The following is a 22,728-nucleotide window of genomic DNA, read 5'->3' as shown; positions in this document are numbered from 1 at the left end:
CGGAAACCAGCTCGCTGGCGACGAGTGTAATCGTTAGGCGGGCAAGTAAAAATGCGATCCAGCGCACAACAGTGTTGACTGCCAGTCAATAAACGGGCCGCCAGACAGCGAAATTTTGCATAAACCGCAGCGCGCAACCGGCCGCCGCCGGCGATCCTTGCGCCAACTGTGACAGCCACCCTGCAGATGGGTTACTATCGCGGGCAGAATCGACAAGCGATGCCTTTTGTCGTCCAAGGGATTGCCAAGCCACGGTCTGAGGATAATTGAGTAATGAGTGATCTGACTCATGACGGTGTAGAGCGTTTACCGCTGCACACATTCACTGAAAACGCCTATCTGAACTATTCCATGTACGTCATCATGGATCGGGCGTTGCCGTACATTGGCGACGGTTTGAAGCCGGTACAACGCCGCATCATCTACGCCATGTCTGAACTGGGGCTGACCAACAGCGCCAAATTCAAGAAGTCCGCCCGCACCGTGGGCGACGTGCTGGGTAAATATCACCCGCACGGCGACAGCGCGTGTTATGAAGCCATGGTGCTGATGGCGCAGCCGTTCTCGTATCGCTATCCGCTGGTGGACGGCCAGGGGAACTGGGGGGCGCCGGACGATCCCAAGTCGTTCGCGGCGATGCGTTATACCGAATCGCGCCTGTCCAAATACGCCGAGGTCTTGCTGGCCGAACTGGGACAGGGCACGGTCGACTGGATCCCGAACTTTGACGGTACGCTGCAAGAGCCGAAGATGCTGCCGGCGCGCCTGCCGAACATCCTGCTGAACGGCACCACCGGCATCGCGGTCGGCATGGCGACCGACATTCCGCCGCACAACGTGCGCGAAGTCGCCGCCGCCGCGGTGGCGCTGCTCGACAAGCCGGGCGCCTCGCTCGATGACCTGCTCGAGTTCGTACAGGGGCCGGACTTCCCGACCGAAGCCGAGATCATCACCCCGCGCGATGAAATTCGCAAAATTTACCAGAGCGGCCGCGGCTCGGTGCGCATGCGCGCCGTGTGGAAGAAAGAGGATGGCAGCGCGGTGATCACCGCCTTGCCGCATCAGGTTTCCGGCGCCAAGGTGCTGGAGCAGATAGCCAGCCAGATGCGCGCCAAGAAGCTGCCGATGGTCGAAGACCTGCGCGACGAATCCGATCACGAGAACCCGACGCGTCTGGTGATCGTGCCACGTTCCAACCGCATCGATCTGGAGCAGGTGATGAATCACCTGTTCGCCACCACCGATCTGGAGCGCAGCTACCGCATCAACATGAACATGATCGGTCTGGACAACCGCCCGCAGGTGAAAGGGCTGGTGGAGATCCTCACTGAATGGCTGGCCTACCGTCGCGATACGGTGCGTCGCCGCCTGAACTACCGCCTCGAGAAGGTGCTCAAGCGCCTGCATATCCTCGAAGGTTTGCTGGTGGCGTTCCTCAACATCGACGAGGTGATCCACATTATCCGCAGCGAGGATGAGCCGAAGCCGGTGCTGATGCAGCGCTTCGGCATCTCCGATACCCAGGCGGAAGCGATCCTCGAGCTGAAACTGCGTCACCTGGCCAAGCTGGAAGAGGTCAAGATCCGCGGCGAGCAGGACGAACTGGCGAAAGAGCGCGATCAGCTGCAGGCGCTGCTGGCGTCCGAACGCAAGCTGAATACGCTGATTAAGAAAGAGATCCAGGCCGATGCGCAGACCTACGGCGACGATCGCCGTTCGCCGCTGACCGAGCGCGCGGAAGCCAAGGCGATGAGCGAGCACGACTTCGTGCCGTCCGAGCCGGTGACCATCGTGCTGTCGGAAATGGGCTGGGTGCGCAGCGCCAAGGGCCATGACATCGATCCGACCGGGTTGAGCTACAAGGCCGGCGACAGCTTCCGCGGCGCGGCGCGCGGCAAGAGCAATCAGCCGGTGGTGTTTATCGACTCTACCGGGCGCAGCTATGCGCTCGATCCGATGACGCTGCCTTCGGCGCGCGGGCAGGGCGAGCCGCTGACCGGCAAGCTGACGCCGCCGCCGGGCGCCACCATCGAGCAGGTGCTGATGGCGGCCGACGATCAGAAGCTGCTGATGGCGTCTGACGCCGGTTACGGTTTCGTCTGCACCTTTAACGATCTGGTGGCGCGCAACCGCGCCGGCAAGGTGATGATCACGCTGCCGGACAACGCCAGAGCGCTGCCGCCGATGGAAATTCACGGCGCAGACGATATGCTGCTGTCGATCACCGCCGCCGGGCGCATGCTGATGTTCCCGGTCGCCGATCTGCCGCAGCTGTCGAAGGGCAAGGGCAACAAGATCGTCTCCATTCCGGCGGCGCAGGCCGCCGCCGGTGAAGACAAGCTGGCCTGGCTGTTCGTGCTGCCGCCGCAGGCGTCCGTCACGCTGCACGTCGGCAAACGCAAGCTGACGCTGCGCCCGGAAGATCTGCAGAAGTTCCGTGCGGAACGCGGCCGCAAGGGCACCCAACTGCCGCGCGGCCTGCAGCGCATCGATCGCGTCGAAGTGGATGCGCCGGTGCGGGCGTCGGGTGGCGACAGCGAAGAGTAAGCGTTGGCACCAGCGTTAACGGGCGGTCGCAGCATGCTGTGGCCGCCTTATTTATTTTTGCTGGCGTTTATTTTCCAAATAGTTAACATTTCTGCGCATAAAATTATTGTGCGTACTGCCGCCTGGCGGGAAAATAGCGAGAAATGCAGGCGACATAGGCGTGCTTTCCGCCTGGTCGGCAAATAATGAGTAAAGGAATCTGCGCAGCGAAGTAAACTGCGTTGGCAGTGTGCTAATGAGGTTGTTATGTTATTGATTTTGCGTGCCGTTCTCGCCACTCTTTTCTGTATTCTGGTGTGTATTTTCGGTTCGGTTTATTGCTTGTTCAGTCCGCGTAATCCTCGCCATGTGGCGACCTTCGGCCATCTTTTCGGCCGTCTGTCGACGCTGTTCGGCATCAAGGTTGAAACCCGCGTGCCGGCCGATGCGGCCAACAACGGCAACTGCATCTATATCGCCAACCACCAAAATAACTACGACATGGTGACGGCCTCTAATATCGTGCAGCCGCGCACCGTGACGGTCGGTAAAAAAAGTCTGGTGTGGATCCCGTTTTTCGGCCCGCTGTATTGGCTGACCGGTAATCTGCTGATAGATCGTGATAATCGCGCCAAGGCGCACGGTACCATCGCCCAAGTGGCGGAGCAGTTCAAGAAGAAAGACATTTCGATCTGGATGTTCCCGGAAGGGACCCGCAGCCGCGGCCGTGGGCTGATGCCGTTTAAAACCGGCGCGTTCCACGCGGCCATCGCCGCCGGCGTGCCGATTGTGCCTATCTGCGTATCCACCACCAGCGGTAATATAAATCTTAATCGCTGGAATAACGGCCATGTGATCGTCGAGATGTTGGCGCCGGTGGATACCAGCAAATACGGCAAAGAAAACGTGCGCGAGCTGGCGGCCCATTGCCGCGAGCTGATGGAGGCGAAAATCGCCGAATTGGACGCCGAAGTCGCCCAGCGCAACGCCGCCAAAAAATAAGAGTCTACCGGCTTCAAAGAAGAGTTCTTTAATTGGCGTTCAGCGCCGTTAACGCCTGAGCGCCTGCTAATCTTGATTGGCGGGCGTTTGGGTTTTGCACACGGTTTAGTTATTGCTTTTCATGGAGAAAATATGTCACTCAGTCGACGTCAGTTTTTACAGGCATCGGGCCTGGCGCTGTGCGCGGGCGCCGTGCCGCTGAGGGCTGAGGCGAGCGGAACGCAGACCCCATTACCCATTCCCCCGCTGCTGGAGTCTCGCCGCGGTCAGCCGCTGTTCCTGACCTTGCAGCGCGCCCACTGGGCGTTTATGGATAACCGCAAAGCGGCGGTGTGGGGCATCAACGGCATGTACCTGGGGCCGACGGTGCGGGTTTACAGCGGCGACGACGTCAAACTGATCTACAGCAACCGCCTGCAGGAGCCGGTGGCGATGACCATCAGCGGTCTGCAGGTGCCGGGCACGCTGATGGGCGGCGCGCCGCGCATGATGTCGCCCAACGTCGACTGGTCGCCGGTGCTGCCCATTCGTCAGGCGGCGGCTACCTGCTGGTACCACGCCAACACGCCAAACCGCATGGCGCCGCATGTGTATAACGGGCTGGCCGGATTGTGGCTGGTGGAGGATGCCGTCAGCAAAGCGCTGCCGCTGCCCAACCACTACGGCGTCGACGATTTCCCGCTGATCATTCAGGACAAACGCTTCGATAACTTCGGCACGCCGCAATACGATGCGCCGTCGCAGGGCGGCTTCGTCGGCGATACGCTGTTGGTCAACGGCGTGCAAAACCCGTATGTCGACGTGTCGCGCGGCTGGGTGCGTTTGCGTTTGCTCAACGCCTCCAACGCGCGGCGTTATACCCTGCAGCTCAGCGACGGGCGGCCGTTCAACGTGATCGCCAGCGATCAGGGCTTCCTGCCTGCGCCGGTTGCGGTGCAGCAGCTGTCGTTGGCGCCGGGCGAGCGCCGGGAAGTGCTGATCGACATGTCGAAGGGCGACGAGGTGACCATCACCGCCGGTGAAGCGGCGGGCATCATGGATCGCCTGCGCGGCCTGTTCGAGCCGTCGAGCATTCTGGTGTCCACCCAGGTGCTGACGCTGCGCCCGACCGGCCTGCTGCCGCTGGTGACCGACAACCTGCCGATGCGCCTGCTGGCGGATCAGCTGTTGGACGGCAGCGCCAGCCGCACCCGCGATTTCCGCCTGGGCGACGGCGGCGTCGGCATCAACGGCGCAATTTGGGACATGAACCGCATCGACGTACAGGCGCAGCAAGGCACCTGGGAACGCTGGAACATTCATGCGGATACGCCGCAGTCGTTCCATATTCAGGGCGTGCAGTTCCTGATTAAACGCGTCAACGGCGCGCAGCCGATGGCGGAAGATCGCGGCTGGAAGGATACCGTCTGGGTCGATGGCGACGTCGAGCTGCTGGTGTATTTCAACCAATCCACCTCCGAACACTTCCCGTTCCTGTATTACAGCCAGACGCTGGAGATGGCCGATCGCGGCACCGCCGGCCAGCTGATGGTGCAGCCGACGATGTAACCCGCTCTGCGGGCCGCTTAGGGCGCCCGCAGCATCGCCAAAAAAGCCTGCACCACCGGCGTGACGCTGTCGGTACGGTATACCGCATACAGATCCGCCGGGGGCGCCTGCTGCAGCGAGCAAAACCGCACGCCGGGCCACGGGATGCGGCCGTAGCTGTCCGGCAGCAGCGTAATGCCGCAGCCTTCCGCCACCAGCGCCAGCAGGGTTTGCGGTTCATTGACCTGATAAGCGACGTCCGGCAAAAATCCCTGCTGCAGACACAGATTGTGCAGATACAGCCCCAGGCTGGCCTCATGCGGCGGCAGCACGATGAAGCTGTTGTTTTGCAGCGCCGCCAGCGGGATATTCTCCTGCTGCGCCAGCGGATGATCGAGCGGCAGCACCACGGCGATGCTTTCGCGCGCCAACCGTTGGCAGGTCAACCCCGGCAGCGTCTGTTGCTGCGCCTCTCGCCAGACCCCGATATCGATATGCCGCTTTTGCAGCGCGGTGATTTGCTGGCTGGGCGTCAGCTCATTCAACGACCAGGTAGCGCCGACGCTCTGCTCGCTGAATCGCCGCAGCGCCGCGATCAGCCCGCCCCAGGCCGAGGTGCCGACCATGCCGACCACCATGTGGCCGCCTTCGCCGCGCCCCATTTGTTGCACCTGATGCAGCGCGCTGTCGGCCTGATCCAGCAGCCGCTCGACGTTGCGCAGCAGCGTGCGGCCAGCCGGCGTCAGCGTCATGGAGCGAGTGGTGCGTTTGAACAGTACCACGCCGAGCTGGCTCTCCAGTTCCTTGATGTGCTTGCTGAGCGGCGGCTGTGACATATTCAACCGCCGCGCCGCCTGAGTGAAATTCATCTCTTCCGCCACCACGCGGAAATAGTGCAGTAGGCGGAAGTTAATCCGACCGGGATCGGGCAGGGCATGGGGCGGGTTCATCCGGGGTATCGCCTCCTGTGACGCAGCTCAACTTATAGATAAATGGAATAAATCGGCCGCCAAGAATGTATTGGTCTCGGCCGCGCCTCGCTCTCTACTATGGGGCTTATTGTCCCCCGCTTAAAGAGAGAATACGATGTTTAATCAAGAAGATGCTTTTATCTGCGCCGATGTTGTCCGCGCACGTCTGCCGGGTTTTCAGCCGAAAGCGGCCTTGATTCTCGGCTCTGGGCTCGGCGCTCTGGCGGAGGTGATGACTGAAACCGTCACCCTCGATTACGCGGCGCTGCCGGGCTTCCCGGTGAGCGGCGTCGCCGGCCACGCCGGGCAACTGGTCGCCGGCAAGCTGGAGGGCGTGCCGGTCGTGTGCATGAAAGGGCGCGGCCACTTCTATGAAGGGCGCGGCATGCAGGTGATGACCACCGCAGTGCGCACCTTCAAACTGCTGGGCTGCGAATTCCTGTTGGCGACCAACGCCGCCGGTTCGCTGCGCCGCTCGGTAGCGCCGGGCAGCCTGGTGGCCATTACCGATCATATCAATTTCATGCCGGAATCGCCGCTGGTCGGTGCCAACGACGAGCGCTTCGGGCCGCGCTTCTTCAGCCTGGCGAACGCCTACGATCGCGATCTGCGCGCCCAACTGGCGGCGGTGGCCGAAAGCGCGGGCATCCCGCTGGCGGAAGGGGTGTTCGCCGCTTACACCGGGCCGAACTTCGAAACGCCGGCGGAGATCCGCATGATGCAGACCCTTGGCTGCGACGTCGTGGGCATGTCGATCGTGCCGGAAGTCCTGACGGCGCGCCACTGCGGCCTCAAGGTGCTGGTGGTGTCCGCGATGACCAACTACGCCGAAGGGCTGTCGGATACGCCTCTTTCTCACGAACAAACGCTCAGCTGCGCGGCGCTGGCGGCGGACGATTTCATGCGTCTGATCCGCGAGCTGTTCAAAACGCTGTGACACCGTAAGCAAACCGGCGGCGGGCTGCTGGGGGCCCGCCGCACCAATCATCGTTGAAAGCATAATAACAAGGTGATGGCGATGGCGATAAAAACACGATTGAAGGTGATGATTTTCCTGCAGTTCTTTATCTGGGGTGCCTGGCTGGTGACGCTGGGCTCCTATATGATCAACACGCTGCATTTCAGCGGCATGCAGGTGGGAATGGTTTACAGCGCCAAGGGGATCGCGGCGCTGATCATGCCGGGCCTGGCGGGCATCATCGCCGACCGTTGGATGAGGGCCAACTACCTGTATGCGCTTTGCCACCTGCTCGGGGCGTTGGCGCTGTACTGTGCGGCGCAGGTTGAGCAACCGATGCTGATGTTCTGGGTGATGCTGTTCAACGCCATGGTCTATATGCCGACCATCGCGCTCTCCAACGCCATTTCCTATTTTTGCCTGGAGAAGCACGGCTTTGACACGGTAAAGGACTTTCCGCCGGTGCGGGTGTACGGCACCGTGGGATTCATTCTGGCAATGTGGCTGGTCGGTTTCAGCCAAATCGAGCTCAGTAATCTGCAGCTGTATCTGGCTTCTGCGGCGTCGCTGCTGCTGTCCGCCTATTCGCTGACGCTGCCGCGCTGCCCGACCAACCGCGCGGCCGAGTCGAAGCGCTGGGTGAGCGTGCTGGGGCTGGATGCGCTGGTGCTGTTTCGCCAGCGGCGCATGGCGCTGTTTTTCCTGTTCGCCATGTTGCTCGGCGCGGCGCTGCAGATAACCAACACCTTCGGCAACCCGTTCCTGCACGATCTGTCGCTCAATCCGCTATATCAGGACAGCCTCAGCGTCCGGTATCCGGCGGTGCTGCTGTCGCTTTCGCAGATCTCTGAAGTGTTCTTTATCCTCACCATTCCCTTTTTCCTGCGCCGTTACGGCATCAAGCAGGTGATGCTGATCAGCATGGCGGCCTGGACGCTGCGTTTTCTGTTCCTGGCCTACGGCACGCCGGTCGGTTTTGGTTTCGTGCTGCTGCTGTTGTCGATGATCGTTTACGGTTGCGCGTTCGACTTCTTTAATATTTCCGGCGCCATTTTCGTCGAGAAGGAGGCCGATCACCGCATCCGCGCCAGCGCGCAGGGGCTGTTCATGACCATGGTCAACGGTCTGGGCGCCTATGTGGGGGCACTCGCCAGCGGCGAAGTGGTGGATTTCTTCAGCCGTGACGGCGTGAAAGACTGGCAGAGCATCTGGCTGGTGTTTGCGCTGTATACGCTGGTGCTGGGGATTGTGTTCGCGTTGAGCTTCAACTATCGCCACTCGCCGCAGGAGAGTGCGGCGGCGGCGCAGTAAGGCTGAGGGCGCTGGATGGCGGCGCCCTGAAACGTCAGGCCTGCGGGAAGCGTTGTTGCAGTTGATGCCGGTCCGGCGGATTGGCGGCGCCGAGGCTGGCCACCACGCAGGCGGCGACCCGGTTGGCCAGATCGACCGCCCGCGGCAGCGGCCAGCCGGCGGACAGCCCCGCCAGCAAACCGGCGCAGTGGGCATCGCCCGCGCCGATGGTATCGATGACGTCCACCGGATAGGCGGGAACGTGCAGCGGCGGCGTGCGGCCGTCACAGATCCAGGCGCCGTCGCGATCCAGGCGGCAGATCAGCGTCAGGTTACGGGCGGCGGCATAGCGCTGCGCGGCATCCACGGCGTCGCCGGCGCCGCACAGCGCGGCCACTTCGTCGCGGTTGAGCGTCAGCAGGGTGTGGCTGTCGCTGAGCATGGCGAAGAAATCTTCGCTGAGCTGGGCGATGCGCGGGCCGGGATCGATCAGACGCGGTTGGTCGAACGGCATGCGCGTCAGCCACTCGCGCAGCGCTTCGCCGTTTTCGCCCGCCAGCTCGTAGCCGCTGGCGTAGATCAGGGTGTGTTCCGTCAGCGGCAGCGTGGCCAGCTGCGCTTTATTCCATTGGCTTTCGCAACCGGAAACCGTGATGAAGGTGCGTTCGCCGTTCGGCTCCACCAGCGCCAGGCACCAGCCATTGTCCATCTGGCCGTGGCGCAACAGCACCTCCAGCCCCAGTTCGCCCATGGCGGCTTCGATCGCCGCGCCCCATTCGCCGTTGCCGACCGGCATACCGTTGATCACCGGCACTTCAAGGCGCGTCAGCGCGCGCGCCACGTTGAACGCGCAACCGCCGATTTGCCGCGCCTGCGGCTGGGCTTCGATATCTTCGCCGCTGGTCGGCAGGCGCGGCAGCGTCATCACCAGATCGCCGACCGCGCCCCCTATCACCAGGACAGGCGTTACAGCTTCCCATTCATTCATTGATGTTCTCTGCGTTGGGTCAGGTACAGACCGTAAGCGATCAGACTAACCGCAAACGACACAAACAGCCCCAGACTGGAGTCGGCAAACAAGCCTTTAGCCAGCGGGCCGTCGATAAAACCGGTTTTGGTGACCAGCAGGCCGCACAGGGCGCCGAGGAACCAGCAGAACAGCGGGGCTTTGCGCACGCCGCGGTTCTGGCCATGCAGGCCGTACAAAGCGTTGCCATCATACCCGTGGTGGCGGCGCAGGCACAGGTAATCGAGCAGGAAAATCGCCTCCCAGGCCGCCAGGAACACCCCGCAGAACACCAGGAAGGAGATGAACGGCCCCATAAAATCGCCGGAGATGAACAGCACATACAGGGCGATACCCAGCACCACCACGGCGTCGATCGATACCGCCAACCACTGTTTGACCTGCACGCCGATGGTCAGCAGGTTAAGGCTGGCGGAATACAGGCTGAGCACCGCGATGGTGACGATGCCGGCGGTGGCGGCCAGCAGATAAGGGATCGCCATCCAGGCGGGCAGCACTGAGCCTATCAGCGCGATGGGATTGGCGGCGTTGGCCAGATCGGGCAGCTGCACGGAAAGCAGAATGCCGGCCAGCATCAGCAGCATCAGCGGCAAACAGGCGCCGCCCATCACCGCGGCGAAAATGCTTTTGCTCGACGAATTCGGGCTTTGATAGCGGCTGTAATCGGCGCCGGCGATCGCCCAACTGATGCCGGTACCGGCGGCGATCACCGAGACCGCCGGCAGGAAGCCGGTCAGCCAGCTGCCGGAAGGCAGCGCCAGCACCTGGCTCCACTCGGTGTTGAACAGGATATAGAGCACCACGATCAGCGTCATGGTGCCGAAGATGCGGCTGAACCAGCTTTGCATCCAGACTACGGTATTCTGCCCCAGCAGGCTGACGACGATAGTGAGCCCGGCGAACAGCAACAGGCTGAGCGCGGTCAGCAGATGGCTGGCCCCCAGCCCGAAGGCCTCGAACAGCGCCGCCAGCGTCAGGGTGCCGGTGATCACGTTGACCGCTTCCCAGCCCATCAGATTGATCCAACTGAACAGGGTAGGCGCCACGTTGCCCTTCAGCCCGAAAATCACTCGCGACAGCGTCAGCGTAGAGGTGCGCCCGCGCTTGCCGGCGAAGCTGGTGAGGCCAACCAGCACGAAGCTGGCGACGCCGAACAAGGCGGCGAGCACCGATTGCAGGAAGGATAAGCCGAAGCCGACGATGATGGCGCCATACACCACGCCGAGAATGCCGATATTGGCTGCCGACCAGATCCAAAACAGCTCGATGGGCCGCCCGGTCTGTTCCGCATCCGGCACCCGGTCGATACCGGTGCTCTCTACCTTCCATGCTTCATTGCGATTGATATCGGTCATAGCAATTGTTCCCTGTTGCGCAGGGCCTTGAGGGCCGCCGCAGTTAACTGAAAAGCGATTTTGTTGGCGCTGCGGCCGCCGCCTCGGATGAGGCTTGCCGACCGCACGGCGCCAATGAGTGTAGACAAAGAGTGGGTCTGCAGCGGAGTTTGGAAGAGAGAGAACGTTTTTATTTGCAGGCATCAGTCCGTTTCACCCGGCGCAAGGGGGATCGCGCGAGGGGATGATGAGCCGTGAGCAAGCTATCCATTAGCACCGTTGCTTATTATTTGTCATTTGTAGTGGCGTCTTGGGCAACGTGACCCATCGGGTACGGCGAGAAGCAGGCAATTCATCCCAAAGGGTCGCCCATCCGCTTCAGCGAACGGGATGCGGACAGTGTATGCCCGCTGCCTGACCATCAGGTGCGTCCTGTCTGGTCGGCAGCGGATTTTTAGTTGTTTTAAAGGTGGATCCCTAGTGTTGGTGCTATTGATGTTTCAACATCAATAAGCACAGATTACGCGCGATCTAGATCCAATGAAAGTCCATTGAATAAAAATTGTGATGTCCCTCTGAAAACATTAGCAATATTTTAGTTATGGTGAGAGGCTTTATCGCCGGATCGGCGATAGGAGAAAGCGAAGTTTGGGCATAGGGCGGAACAAGAGGGCGGGCGAATGACGGATTTTATGGCCTGGCTGCGTGAACATCTGGCGCAGGGGGCGGCGGCGCCGCGCTATATTCAGCTGGCGACGGCGATAGAAACCGCGATCAGGCAGCAGGTGCTGGCGGCGGAGGCATTTCTGCCGCCGGAGCGACACATGGCGGAAGGTTTGGCGCTGTCGCGCGTCACCGTCAGCAAGGCGATGAAACTGCTGGAGGAGAAGGGGCTGATTTCGCGGCAGCAGGGCGTTGGCACCCGCGTGGCGATGCGTATCGGCTATTCCCTCGATAAGGACAGCGGTTTTACCGCTCAGGCGCTGCGTCACGGCAGCAGCGTCAGCAACCGATGGCTGCTGCGCGCACGGGTCGGCGCGCCGGCCAAGGCCGCGGCGGCGCTGGGGATCGCGGAAGGGGATGAGGTGGTCAAACTGCGGCGTTTACGCTTGCTGAACGGCAGCCCGGTCTCGCTGGAAACCACCTATATTCCGCTGCGCTTCCTGCCTGAACCGGCGCAGCTGGAGCATTCGCTGTATGCGTTATGGCAATCGCGCGGCATCGTGCCTGAAGATAAACACTTTTTGTTGAAGGCGGTGTCCTGCAGCGGCGAGGTCGCCGAGCTGCTCAACGTACCGTGCGGCGCGCCGTTGTTGCACATCATCCAAACCAGCCGCAACGCCCGGGGCGAGGCGCTGGAGTTCAGCGATATCTTGTGCCGCAGCGACGTTTATGAATTCGAGGTGAATGGTTAGCGAAATAACCATGCTCTTTTTGCCACTAGTGCGTATAATCGCCGCCCGGCGATTAATTAACCTGTAAAAAGAGCAGCAGAATGAGCACCACCAGCCTGATCCAACCCGATCGTGAACTGTTTTCTTATAAGCCTTATTGGGCGGAATGTTATGGCACCGCGCCGTTTTTACCGATGTCGCGAGCAGAGATGGATCAACTGGGCTGGGACAGCTGCGACGTGATCATCATCAGCGGCGACGCCTATGTCGATCACCCGAGCTTCGGCATGGCGATCATCGGCCGCATGCTGGAAGCGCAGGGCTTCCGCGTCGGCATCATCGCGCAGCCGGATTGGAGCAACAAAGAAGACTTCATGCGGTTGGGGAAACCGAATCTGTTCTTCGGCATCACCGCCGGCAACATGGATTCGATGATCAACCGCTATACCGCCGATCGCAAACTGCGCCACGACGACGCCTACACCGCCGGCAACGTCGGTGGCAAGCGCCCGGATCGCGCCACCCTGGTTTACAGCCAGCGCTGCAAAGAAGCCTATAAAGACGTGCCGATCGTGCTGGGCGGCATTGAAGCCAGCCTGCGTCGCATCGCCCACTACGACTATTGGTCGGATACCGTGCGCCGCTCGGTGCTGGTGGACTCCAAAGCCGACATGCTGATCTACGGCAACGGCGAACGCCCGCTGGTGGAAGTGGCGCACCGTCTGGCCGCCGGCGAGAAGATCGGCGATATCCACGATATTCGCAATACCGCGGTGATGCGTAAAGAAGCGCTGCCGGGCTGGAGCGGCGTGGATTCCACCCGCCTCGACAAGCCGGGCCGCATCGAACCTATCCCGAACCCGTACGGCGAGGATCTGCCGTGCGCCGACGGCGCCAAACCGAAGGAGCCGGAAGCCAAGCCTGTCACGGTGCGCGCCGCCAAACCGAAGCCGTGGGAGAAGACCTACGTGCTGCTGCCGTCCTTCGAGAAAGTGAAGGGCGACAAGGTGCTGTATGCGCACACCTCGCGCATTTTGCACCATGAAACCAACCCCGGCTGCGCCCGCGCGCTGATGCAAAAACACGGCGATCGCTACGTGTGGATCAACCCGCCGGCGATCCCGCTGACCACGCCGGAGATGGACAGCGTCTTCGCCCTGCCTTACCAGCGCGTGCCGCACCCGTCCTACGGTCAGGAACGCATTCCTGCCTACGACATGATCCGCTTCTCGGTGAACATCATGCGCGGTTGCTACGGCGGCTGTTCGTTCTGTTCGATCACCGAGCACGAAGGGCGCATCATCCAGAGCCGTTCGGAAGATTCGATCGTTCGCGAAATCGAAGAGATCCGCGACAAAGTGCCGGGCTTTACCGGCGTGATCTCCGATCTGGGTGGCCCGACCGCCAACATGTACATGCTGCGCTGCACCAACCCGCGCGCCGAGCAGACCTGCCGCCGCGCCTCGTGCGTGTATCCGGAGATCTGCACTTATATGGATACCAACCACGAGCCGACCATCAAGCTTTACCGCCGCGCGCGTTCGCTGGAGGGCATCAAGAAGATCCTGATCGCCTCCGGGGTACGTTACGATCTGGCGGTGGAAGATCCGCGCTATATCAAGGAACTGGCGACCCACCACGTCGGCGGCTACCTGAAGATCGCGCCGGAGCACACCGAAGAAGGCCCGCTGTCGAAAATGATGAAACCGGGCATGGGCAGCTACGATCGCTTCAAACAGCTGTTTGATCACTATTCGAAGCAGGCGGGCAAAGAGCAGTACCTGATCCCGTACTTCATCTCTTCGCACCCGGGCACCCGCGATGAAGATATGGTGAACCTGGCGCTGTGGCTGAAGAAGAACCGTTTCCGCCTCGATCAGGTGCAGAACTTCTATCCTTCGCCGATGGCCAACTCCACCACCATGTATTACAGCGGCAAAAACCCGCTGAGCAAGGTGGGGTACAAGAGTGAAGACGTGGTGGTGCCGCGCGGCGAGCGCCAGCGTCGCCTGCATAAGGCGCTGCTGCGTTACCACGATCCGGCCAACTGGGCGCTGATCCGCACCGCGCTGGAAGAGATGGGGCTGAAGCACCTGATCGGCAGCCGCCGCGAGTGTCTGGTACCGGCGCCGAGCATCGACGAGCAGCGCGAAGCGAAACGGCTGCAGCGCCACACCCGACCGGCGTTGACCAAGCATACCGACATCAATCGGCAGCGCACGCCGTCCAACCGGCCGCCGCGCAAACCGATTCGCAAGGCCAAGCCGTAACGACGAGGCCCGCGCGCAAACAAAAAGGAGAACCCTCGGGTTCTCCTTTTTACTTTGGCTAATTACAACCGTTCGTAAGCGGCTTCCACTTTCATCAAATGGCGCGGCGCCTGCGGGGCGGGATGGTATTTGCGCACGTGCCAGTTAAAGGCTTCCGGCGACAGGTTGTTAATCATCGCGATCGCCTGCTGGCGGTTGCTGGAGAAGGTGCGCAGCAGCGCCCCGGTACCGTTGACGTAGGCGATGATGGTGGCGTAGCGCAGCGTGACGGGATTGGCGATCCCTTTAAGCTGTTGTTTTTGCAAGGTGGCCAGATAGGCGGCGCCGAGATCGATATTGGTGTCGGGATCCCGCAGGTCATCGTCGTCCGGGCAGCCGCGTTTGCCTTTGTAGCGGTAGGCGTCGCAGCCGGCGGTATCGGCTTTCAGCTGCATCAGACCGATCGCATTGGATCTGCTCACTGCGGAAGGGTTGAAGCCGGACTCCACCTGGATCATGGCGGTGATCAGCTTGGCGTCCACGCCGTATTCGCTGGCGGCGTCTTGAATGGCGCTATCGAAGGCGTGGCGATCGTAGCTGACGCGCTGTTTCTTGCCGGCGCAACCCGCCAGCACCAGCATGATGCAAAGCATGCCCAGCCGTGACCCGTGTGAGAAAGAGAATTTCATGGTGCTCCGTGCTTGTCTGTTTTTTTAACGGCGTTAACCGGTGGCCGGAGCCTCCGGCGTCGTCATCATAACGTCAGGCGGCGCAAAGGAGCAATGTGCGGGAAGGAAAAGCCCCCTCCGGCGGGAGAGGGCTTGAGGGGGTTACAGGGTATCCGGATCCGGCCCCAGGCGGTTGCCGACGTCCAGCTTGGCGATCTCGCCCAGTTCGTCCTTATCGAGTTTGAAATCAAACACCTCGAAGTTTTCGCGGATGCGCGACGGCGTGACCGATTTCGGGATCACGATAAGGCCGCTGTCCAGGTGCCAGCGCACCACGATCTGCGCCGGAGTCTTCTCGTATTTCTCGGCCAGCGCCTTGATCAGCGGCTGGTCGAATACCCCTTCACCACCCTGCGCCAGCGGGCTCCAGGATTCGGTGGCGATATGGTGCGTGGCGTTCCAGGCGCGCAGCTGGCGCTGTTGCAGCAACGGGTGCAGCTCGATCTGGTTGACGACCGGCGCCACGTTGGTTTCATCCAACAGACGCTGCAGGTGCGGCGTATGGAAGTTGCACACGCCGATGCTTTTCACCAGACCTTGTTCGCGCAGTTTGATCAGTTCGCGCCAGGCGGAGACGTATTGATCCTGCTGCGGGCGCGGCCAGTGGATCAGATACAGATCCACGTAGTCCAGCTTGAGCTTTTCCAGACTGGTTTCCAGCGCCGCCAGCGGATCGCCCTGATCGTCGTTCCACAGTTTGGTGGTGATGAACAGGTCGCTGCGCGGCAGCGCGCTGGACTGCAGCGCGGCGCCGACGCCTTCCTCGTTCTTGTAGATCGCGGCGGTGTCGATGGAGCGGTAACCGATCTCCAGCGCTTTGCTGACCGCGTGGGTGGTCTCTTCAATACTCGCCTGCCAAACGCCGAGACCCAACTGCGGCATCAGATTACCATCGTGGAGTTTGATGATGGGTTGTTGCGTTGTCATGCGCATCTCCTTGTGTACGGATTGCGGCGCCTGCGGCACCGAAACGGCTATAGATAAATTCTAGTTGGCAAAATGGGCGGTTGCCGGGTTTGCCAGCCTAATTTCAGCGGTGGCGGGAGGGCGATTTTCTCCCCGCTCTCCCTGCGAATGAGCGGTAAGACGAAGGGTACGAAACGAGCGGCGGCGCGCTGAGGCGCCCGACTGCGCCCGGCGATCGGCCGGGCGCAGGATGCGGCGAAAAATGGCTGGCGGAGACTAAAGCCTAGCAAAAAATCGCCGTTTTGCGATTAACGCGCCGCTTCATAAATGCGGCGGCTGACGTCCAGGGTGATGTCCTGATGCTCGCCCAGGGCGGTCATGCCGTGCTGCTGCAGCTTGTCGAGCAGCGCGGGAATGCTGCTGCCGTCGAGCTGATAATCCGCCATGCGGGTCGGCACGCCCATCTGCTCGAAGAAGGCGCGGGTGGCGGCGATCGCGTCGTCGATTCGGCTGTCTTCGCTGCCTTCGCGCAGGCCCCAGACGCGTTCAGCGTACTGCAGCAGCTTTTCGCGTTTCTGCGCTTTCTTCTCGTGCAGCAGCGCCGGCAGCACGATGGCCAGCGTTTGCGCGTGGTCGAGGTCGTGCATGGCGGTCAGCTCATGACCCAGCATGTGGGTCGCCCAGTCCTGCGGCACGCCGGCGCCGATCAGGCCGTTCAGCGCCATGGTGGCGCTCCACATCACGTTGGCGCGCACCGCATAGTTCTCCGGCTCGGCCAGCGCGCGCGGGCCGTCTTCCAGCAGGGTCAACAGCAGGCCTTCGGCGAAGCGATCCTGCACCTTGGCGTCGACCGGGTAGGTCAGATACTGTTCCAGGGTGTGTACGAAGGCGTCGACCACGCCGTTGGCTACCTGGCGCGGCGGCAGCGAGTAGGTCACCACCGGATCCAGCACGGCGAAGCGCGGCTGCACCAGCGGTGAGAAGAAGTGCTGCTTGTCGCCGCTGCTCTTCCGGGTGATCACCGCGCCGCTGTTGGATTCTGAACCGGTGGCCGGCAGCGTCAGCACGCAGCCCATCGGCACCGCGTCAGTGATGTGGCTGCCGACGGTCTGCAGAATATGCCAGGCATCGCTGTCGGCCGTATAACGGGCCGCGGCGGCGATGAACTTGGTGCCGTCAACCACCGAACCGCCGCCGACCGCCAGCAGGAAATCGATGTTTTCCGCTTTCACCACCTCGACCGCTTTTATCAGGGTTTCGTAGGTCGGGTTAGGTTCGATGCCGGAGAATTCCCGCACGTCGCGGCCGGCCAGCGCGCTATACACCTGGTCGAGCACGCCGTTTTTCTTCACGCTGCCGCCACCGTAGGTGATCAGAATGCGCGCGTCCGCCGGGATCTGGCCGGCCATTTCGGCGATTTGCTGCTTGCCGAACAGGATTTTGGTTGGGGTATGCAGAATGAAGTTTTGCATGGTTGATTTCTCTCTTTCTGTCAGGCGGGCGCCAAAGCGGCGCAAAGGTTTCTGGCCCGTATTGTCAGCAACCTGGCGGTAACGCACAATGCACATTCCTGTTTGGTTCTTGCCTATTTCTACAGCTGACTGTAGAAATAGAGAGTTTTAAATTATGATTTATGCCGAATCGTTCTGACTGTAAGAGGGTGTTTCCGTGATTGAAATCGATGCGCTGCGCAGCCGCATGGCGCGCCAGGCGATGGCTATCGCCACCGGCAACGGCTATACGCCGTCACCGGTGCCGCGGGTGAAGATCCTGTATGTCGATCGCCACTGCCCGCGCCAGCCGGTGATGTACGAACCGGGGATCGTCATCATCTTTCAGGGGCACAAGGTCGGCTATTGCGGCAACAAGGTGTTCCAGTACGATCCGCGCAACTACCTGCTGATGACGGTGCCGCTGCCGTTCGAGTGCGAAACCTTCGCCAGCCCGGAGCTGCCGCTGGTTGGATTGGCGGTCAATATCGATACCCAAATGCTGCAGGACTTGCTGATCGACATCGGCGACGACGACTACCTGATGCAGCCGCGCGCGGAGAGCAACGGCGTAAACCTGGCCGAGCTGACGGAAGAGCTGTTGTGCGCCACCGAACGCCTGCTGGACGTGATGGCCAAGCCGCTCGACGCTCGGGTGTTGGGGCCGCAGATTGTGCGCGAGATCCTCTACTACGTGCTGCGCGGCGCCTGCGGCGCGTCGCTGCAGGAGCTGGTCAACCGTCATACCCATTTCAGTCAGATCGCCAAGGCGCTGCGGCGCATAGAAAATCAGTATGCCGAGAGTCTCAACGTCGAGCAGTTGGCCGGTGAGGTCAACATGAGCGTGTCGGCGTTTCACCATAACTTCAAGGCGGTGACCAACACCTCGCCGCTGCAGTACGTGAAGTCGTACCGGCTGCACAAGGCGCGTTTGCTGATGGTGCATGACGGCCTGAAGGCCAGTACCGCGGCGATCCGCGTTGGCTACGAGAGCGCGTCGCAGTTCAGCCGTGAATTCAAACGCCTGTTTGGCGTCACGCCGGGGGATGAAGTCGCCCGGCTGCGCGACGCCAATCCGCTGATGCTGGAGGGGTGAGCCGCCGCCGGGCGGCGGGCTATGGGGTTAGCACGATCTTGCCGAACGGGCCGCGATCGAGGTGATCCAACGCCTGCGGCAGTTGATCGAGCCGGTATACCTGGTCGATCACCGGCTGCAGATTGACGGCGTCCACGGCGCGCACCAGATCTTCCAGCGCGCGGCGGTGGCCGACGCCGATGCCCTGGATCTCCGCCGATTTCAGCAGCAGCAGGCCGGCGGGGGCGGAGATCTCGGCGCCCGCCAGCACGCCGATCACTGAGATGCGGCCGCCCACCGCCACAGCGTGCACCGAGTTGCCCAAATTCGGGCCGCCGACGGTATCGATCACATGGTCGATGCCGCGATCCTGCGTCAGCGCATAAATCGCCTCCACCCAATCGCCGTCCAGCCGGTTGATGCCATGATTGGCGCCCAATGCCAGGGCTCGCGCCAGCTTTTCATCGCTGCCGGAGGTGACATAGACCTCCGCGCCGTGGGCTTTGGCGATCTGCAGCGCGAACAGCGCCACGCCGCCGGTGCCTTGCACCAGCACCGTCTCGCCGGCATGCAGTTTGCCCTGTTCCACCAGCGCGAACCAGGCGGTCAGCCCGGCGCAAGGCAGGGTGCTGGCCTGCACGTCGTCCAGCGACGCCGGCGCCGCCACCAACCAGTCTTCATGCAAAATCACGTATTCCGCCAGCACGCCCTGATAGAAGCCGCCAAGGGTGTGGTAAGGCACCTGGCGCGCATTGCCGTACGGTTTTTGCCGGCCGTCGATCCAGCCGGGGCTGAAGGTAGAAATGACCCGGGCGCCGGGTTGGAAACGGCTGACGCCGGGCCCGACGGCGTCGACCTCGCCGGCCATGTCCGAGGCGGGGGTGAACGACTGCGGCAGCGTCAGCCCCATGCCGCTTTCAATCATCATTTTGTCGCGGTAGTTGAGCGCTACCGCCTTCACTTTCACTCTGATCTCGCGCGGCCCCGGCTGCGGGATCGCGTCGGTGGTCAGCTGCAGGTGTTCACGCCCCAGGGCGTCCATCGTCCAGCGTTGCATCGTGTCGGTCATGATGTTCTCCAAAGTCTGCGATTAACGACCTGTCGATAATATCGTTGATGAAGGTTCGCCAGTGGCGATAAGATTTCCGCAGATTGTTTCTTTTAGAGCGACAAACCATGAGCGATCGATTGAGCGGTATTTCGGTATTCGTCACCGCCGTGGAGGCGGGCAGTTTTGCGTTGGCGGCCAGTCGGCTGCACCTGTCGCGCTCGGCGGTGGGGAAAACGATCGCCCGGCTGGAACAGCGGCTGGGCGTGCGGCTGTTTCATCGCACCACCCGCAGCCAGAGCCTGACCGACGACGGCGCGTTGTTCTATGAGCGTTGCCTGCGGGCGCTGGAGGAGATCCGCGGCGCGGAAACGCTGCTGGAGTCGGGCAAGCGGCAGGTCAGTGGCCGGCTGCGGGTATCGATGCCGGTGTTGTTTGGCCGCATGTGCATCGCGCCGCTGCTGACCGGGCTGACGCGTGAGCATCCCGGCCTGGAGCTGGAGCTGTCGTTCAGCGATCGGGTGGTGGATCTGATTGAGGACGGTTTCGATATGGCGATCCGCAACGGCACGCTGGCCAACAGCAATGGGCTGGTGGCGCGGCGCATCGGCGATCACCGCATGACGCTGTGCGCCTCGCCGGCCTATCTGCAGCGGTGCGGCGAACCGCACAGCATTGAGCAACTGGCTCAGCACGAGGCGGTGACCTATATGCGCGCCGGCGCGCGGCGCAGCTGGCGGGTGCTGGACGAGAACGGCGAGCCGCAGGAAGTGATGCCGAATAACCGATTGCAGATGGACGATTTGCAGGCGATTGCGGATGCGGCGACGGCCGGGTTCGGCATCGCCTGGCTGCCGTGTTGGCTGGTGCGTGAGCAGCTGTTGAGCGGGGCGCTGGTGCGCCTGCTGCGCGATCGGCCCGGCGCCGCCTTTGAAGCGCATGCGGTGTGGCCGCACACGCCTCACCTGCCGCTGAAGGTGCGGCTGGCGGTGGATACGCTGGTGAGCAAGTTGCCGCCTCGCCTGGCGTTGGTCGAGAAAGCGCTGTAGCGCGCCGGGATCAGGAAGAGGAGGCGCGTTTTTTACGCCAGACCACCAGCATGGCGCCGAGCAGGCCGACGAACAGCAGCAGCAGCGGCAGCAGCATCAGGCCGGTCATCACCTGGCTTTCGTGGCGTTTCACCAGCGGAATTTGGCTGAAAGCGTAGCCGAGGCCGACCAGCGCGCAGACCCAGATCGCTGCGCTCAGCCAGTTGAAAACCTGGAAGCGCGAGCTGTTGAGCCCGGAAATGCCGGCCATGGTCGGCAGCAGCGTGCGCACGAAGCCGAGGAAGCGGCCGATCAGCAGCGCCGTCAGCCCGTGGCGGTTGAACAGGTTATGCGCGCGCTGATGGTATTGCGCCGGCAGTTGCAGCAGCCAGCCTTTCACCAGGCTGGTGTGGCCCAGCCAGCGGCCCTGGATATAGCTCAGCCAGCAGCCGAGACCGGCGGCGGCGGTCAGAATCAACAGGGTGGGGGCAAAGCCCATCACGCCTTTGGCGATCAGCGCGCCCGACAGCAACAGCAGGCTATCACCGGGGAGGAAGGAGGCGGGCAGCAGTCCGTTTTCCAAAAACAAGGTGGTGAAAAGTACGGCGTAAACCACCCAAATCACGCTGGGATCGGCGAGGGCGATGAAGTCCTGCTGCCAAAGCGCATGAATAATCTCTCGTAATACATCCATTTTATGTCCTGTTGCATGCCGGTTGCGCCCGGGGTCACGTTCTCCAGGATGCGGCGGTTACCGTATCTGACAGTTACCCGGTTAGTGTACCGCTAATAGCTTAAGCCGACATTAAACGAGACGAAGAAAATTACCGGAATCCGCCTTAGCGCACGCCGTTGAGGCGATCGAAGCCGGCCGCCAGATCGGCGATCAGGTCTTCGACGTTCTCCAGACCGATATGCAACCGCACCAGCGTGCCGGAAAAATCGACGCCGCCCGCCGGGCGGATCGCTTCCAGTTCTTCCGGCTGATTGGCCAGGATCAGCGACTCGAAGCCGCCCCAGGAGTAGGCCATGCTGAAGTGGCTGAAGTTGTCCAGGTAAGCGGCCAGCTGCGCCTCATCCAGCCGCTCTTTCAGCACGAAGGAGAACAGCCCGTTGCAGCCGCTGAAGTCGCGGCGATAGAACGCGTGGCCTTTGCAACTGGGCAGGGCCGGGTGATTGACCGTCGCCACCTCCGGCCGTTCGGCCAGCCAGTTGGCGACCTCAATGCTGCTGCGTTCGTGCTGCTTCAGGCGCACGCTCAGGGTACGCAGGCCGCGGCTCGCCATGTAGGCGGTGTCGGCATCCACCATCTGCCCCATCAGATAGGAGTACTCGCGCAGTTGATCCCAACAGCGCGCGTTGGCGACGGCGGTGCCGAGCATGTAATCGGAATGGCCGATCAGGTATTTGGTGCCGGCCTGAATGGAGATATCGATGTCGAAATCCAACGCCTTGAACAGCACGCCCGCCGCCCAGGTATTGTCGATCATGATCACCACCTCCGGCGCCACGGCGCGAATGGCCTGCACCATCGCCGGAATGTCCTGCACTTCCAGGGTGATGGAGCCGGGGGATTCCAGGAACACCACGCGGGTGTTGGGTTGGATCAACGTGGCGATATCGGCGCCGATCAGCGGATCGAAATAAGTGGTGCTGACGTTCATGCGGCCGAGGATATGGGTGCAGAAATCCTGGGTCGGTTCGTACGCCGAACCAGTGACAAGCAAGTGATCGCCGGCGCCGACGAACGACAGGATCGCATTGGCCACCGCCGCCGCGCCGCAGGGGTACAGCACGCAGCCGGCGCCGCCCTCCAGCTCCACCATCGCATCCTGCAGGGCGAAGTGGGTCAGGGTGCCGCGTCGGCCGTAAAACAGCTCGCCGTGGGCGCGTTGCGCGGTGGCGTGTTTTTTGGCAGCGACGGAGTCGAAGACCAGGGAAGAGGCGCGTTGAGTCACGGGGTTGACGGAGCCCTGGGTGTAGCGTTTGCCGCGGCCGGCGCCGATCAGCGTGGTTTCGATGTGTTTTGACGTCATGGTACCTGGCTCACCTCTGGTTGCTCTGCACTGCCCGTTTGCGATAGCCCTTACGTTAGCATGAGTTATTATAGCCATCCAGACGTTTTAACTTCTGGATATAGAAACGGCTATAATTGGCTGCCGCCCGCGCATTTTT

18 protein-coding genes are annotated in these 22,728 nt (G+C 61.9%); 9 read left to right on the top strand and 9 right to left on the bottom strand.

Features of this window, described 5'->3' with window-relative positions; translation table 11 throughout:
* Positions 1-273 precede the first annotated feature (273 nt).
* The 3 genes from parC (at position 274) to ftsP (ending at position 5,076) form a co-directional block, all read left to right on the top strand.
* Positions 274-2,547, top strand: a complete 2,274-nt coding sequence (gene parC, locus EDY99_RS17955) for a DNA topoisomerase IV subunit A (protein ID WP_004937261.1) — start codon at positions 274-276, stop codon at positions 2,545-2,547.
* Between the two features lie 246 nt (positions 2,548-2,793).
* Positions 2,794-3,528: a 1-acylglycerol-3-phosphate O-acyltransferase gene (locus EDY99_RS17950; RefSeq protein WP_004937266.1), complete on the top strand. Its 735-nt coding sequence runs from the start codon at positions 2,794-2,796 to the stop codon at positions 3,526-3,528.
* Positions 3,529-3,660: 132 nt separating this feature from the next.
* The gene (gene ftsP / locus EDY99_RS17945; protein WP_033644615.1) at positions 3,661-5,076 is read left to right on the top strand and encodes a cell division protein FtsP; all 1,416 of its coding nucleotides are present in this window, start codon (positions 3,661-3,663) and stop codon (positions 5,074-5,076) included.
* A gap of 17 nt (positions 5,077-5,093) precedes the next feature.
* Here the strand turns inward: ftsP and EDY99_RS17940 are convergent, their stop codons facing one another.
* Positions 5,094-6,005, bottom strand: a complete 912-nt coding sequence (locus EDY99_RS17940) for a LysR family transcriptional regulator (RefSeq protein ID WP_122016829.1) — start codon at positions 6,003-6,005, stop codon at positions 5,094-5,096.
* 136 nt (positions 6,006-6,141) lie between these two features.
* Between EDY99_RS17940 and xapA the strand changes: the two genes are divergently transcribed.
* Together xapA and EDY99_RS17930 are read left to right on the top strand one after the other, a co-directional pair.
* Positions 6,142-6,963: a xanthosine phosphorylase gene (gene xapA / locus EDY99_RS17935; protein ID WP_042785389.1), complete on the top strand. Its 822-nt coding sequence runs from the start codon at positions 6,142-6,144 to the stop codon at positions 6,961-6,963.
* An 81-nt stretch (positions 6,964-7,044) separates the two neighbouring features.
* On the top strand, positions 7,045-8,295 hold the full coding sequence (locus tag EDY99_RS17930) for a nucleoside permease (RefSeq protein WP_089192639.1): 1,251 nt from the start codon (positions 7,045-7,047) through the stop codon (positions 8,293-8,295).
* Between the two features lie 34 nt (positions 8,296-8,329).
* Here EDY99_RS17930 and EDY99_RS17925 read toward each other — a convergent pair whose 3' ends face one another.
* Together EDY99_RS17925 and EDY99_RS17920 are read right to left on the bottom strand one after the other, a co-directional pair.
* Positions 8,330-9,262, bottom strand: a complete 933-nt coding sequence (locus EDY99_RS17925) for a PfkB family carbohydrate kinase (protein WP_033644619.1) — start codon at positions 9,260-9,262, stop codon at positions 8,330-8,332.
* Positions 9,259-10,656, bottom strand: coding sequence for a cytosine permease (locus EDY99_RS17920; protein ID WP_060660237.1), 1,398 nt, complete (start codon positions 10,654-10,656; stop codon positions 9,259-9,261). Before EDY99_RS17920 ends, EDY99_RS17925 begins: the two co-directional genes overlap by 4 nt.
* 659 nt (positions 10,657-11,315) lie before the next feature.
* On the opposite strand from EDY99_RS17920, the gene EDY99_RS17915 reads away from it, so the two are divergent.
* Complete coding sequence (locus tag EDY99_RS17915) at positions 11,316-12,050, top strand: GntR family transcriptional regulator (RefSeq protein WP_033644622.1); 735 nt, start codon at positions 11,316-11,318, stop codon at positions 12,048-12,050.
* Positions 12,051-12,130: 80 nt separating this feature from the next.
* On the top strand, positions 12,131-14,299 hold the full coding sequence (locus tag EDY99_RS17910; protein ID WP_033651302.1) for a YgiQ family radical SAM protein: 2,169 nt from the start codon (positions 12,131-12,133) through the stop codon (positions 14,297-14,299).
* Between the two features lie 62 nt (positions 14,300-14,361).
* Here the strand turns inward: EDY99_RS17910 and EDY99_RS17905 are convergent, their stop codons facing one another.
* From EDY99_RS17905 to yqhD, 3 genes are all read right to left on the bottom strand, one after another.
* Positions 14,362-14,967 (bottom strand): transglycosylase SLT domain-containing protein, encoded by a 606-nt coding sequence (locus EDY99_RS17905; protein WP_033644624.1) that lies wholly within the window; start codon positions 14,965-14,967, stop codon positions 14,362-14,364.
* Between the two features lie 141 nt (positions 14,968-15,108).
* Positions 15,109-15,933 carry a 2,5-didehydrogluconate reductase DkgA gene (gene dkgA / locus EDY99_RS17900; RefSeq protein ID WP_046687817.1) on the bottom strand — a complete coding sequence of 275 codons (825 nt, stop codon included), beginning with the start codon at positions 15,931-15,933 and terminating at the stop codon, positions 15,109-15,111.
* A 287-nt stretch (positions 15,934-16,220) separates the two neighbouring features.
* Positions 16,221-17,384, bottom strand: a complete 1,164-nt coding sequence (yqhD, locus tag EDY99_RS17895) for an alcohol dehydrogenase (protein ID WP_099784121.1) — start codon at positions 17,382-17,384, stop codon at positions 16,221-16,223.
* Positions 17,385-17,610: 226 nt separating this feature from the next.
* Between yqhD and EDY99_RS17890 the strand changes: the two genes are divergently transcribed.
* On the top strand, positions 17,611-18,498 hold the full coding sequence (locus tag EDY99_RS17890; protein ID WP_202396379.1) for an AraC family transcriptional regulator: 888 nt from the start codon (positions 17,611-17,613) through the stop codon (positions 18,496-18,498).
* A 19-nt stretch (positions 18,499-18,517) separates the two neighbouring features.
* Here the strand turns inward: EDY99_RS17890 and EDY99_RS17885 are convergent, their stop codons facing one another.
* On the bottom strand, positions 18,518-19,546 hold the full coding sequence (locus EDY99_RS17885; protein WP_122016826.1) for an NAD(P)-dependent alcohol dehydrogenase: 1,029 nt from the start codon (positions 19,544-19,546) through the stop codon (positions 18,518-18,520).
* Positions 19,547-19,653: 107 nt separating this feature from the next.
* Here EDY99_RS17885 and EDY99_RS17880 point away from each other — a divergent pair, with 107 nt between their 5' ends.
* Positions 19,654-20,574 (top strand): LysR family transcriptional regulator, encoded by a 921-nt coding sequence (locus EDY99_RS17880; protein ID WP_101453682.1) that lies wholly within the window; start codon positions 19,654-19,656, stop codon positions 20,572-20,574.
* A gap of 10 nt (positions 20,575-20,584) precedes the next feature.
* On the opposite strand, the gene EDY99_RS17875 is transcribed toward EDY99_RS17880, so the two are convergent.
* Together EDY99_RS17875 and metC are read right to left on the bottom strand one after the other, a co-directional pair.
* Positions 20,585-21,247, bottom strand: coding sequence for a DedA family protein (locus EDY99_RS17875; RefSeq protein ID WP_033644630.1), 663 nt, complete (start codon positions 21,245-21,247; stop codon positions 20,585-20,587).
* A 145-nt stretch (positions 21,248-21,392) separates the two neighbouring features.
* Positions 21,393-22,589, bottom strand: a complete 1,197-nt coding sequence (metC, locus tag EDY99_RS17870) for a cystathionine beta-lyase (protein ID WP_123061972.1) — start codon at positions 22,587-22,589, stop codon at positions 21,393-21,395.
* Between the last annotated feature and the right edge of the window lie 139 nt (positions 22,590-22,728).

The organism is Serratia sp. LS-1, assembly GCF_003719595.1.
In the GTDB taxonomy this organism is placed as follows: Bacteria; Pseudomonadota; Gammaproteobacteria; order Enterobacterales; family Enterobacteriaceae; genus Serratia; species Serratia ureilytica.
The sequence above is the reverse complement of the archived record's forward strand: the minus strand, read 5'-3'. Positions and strand labels throughout refer to the sequence as shown.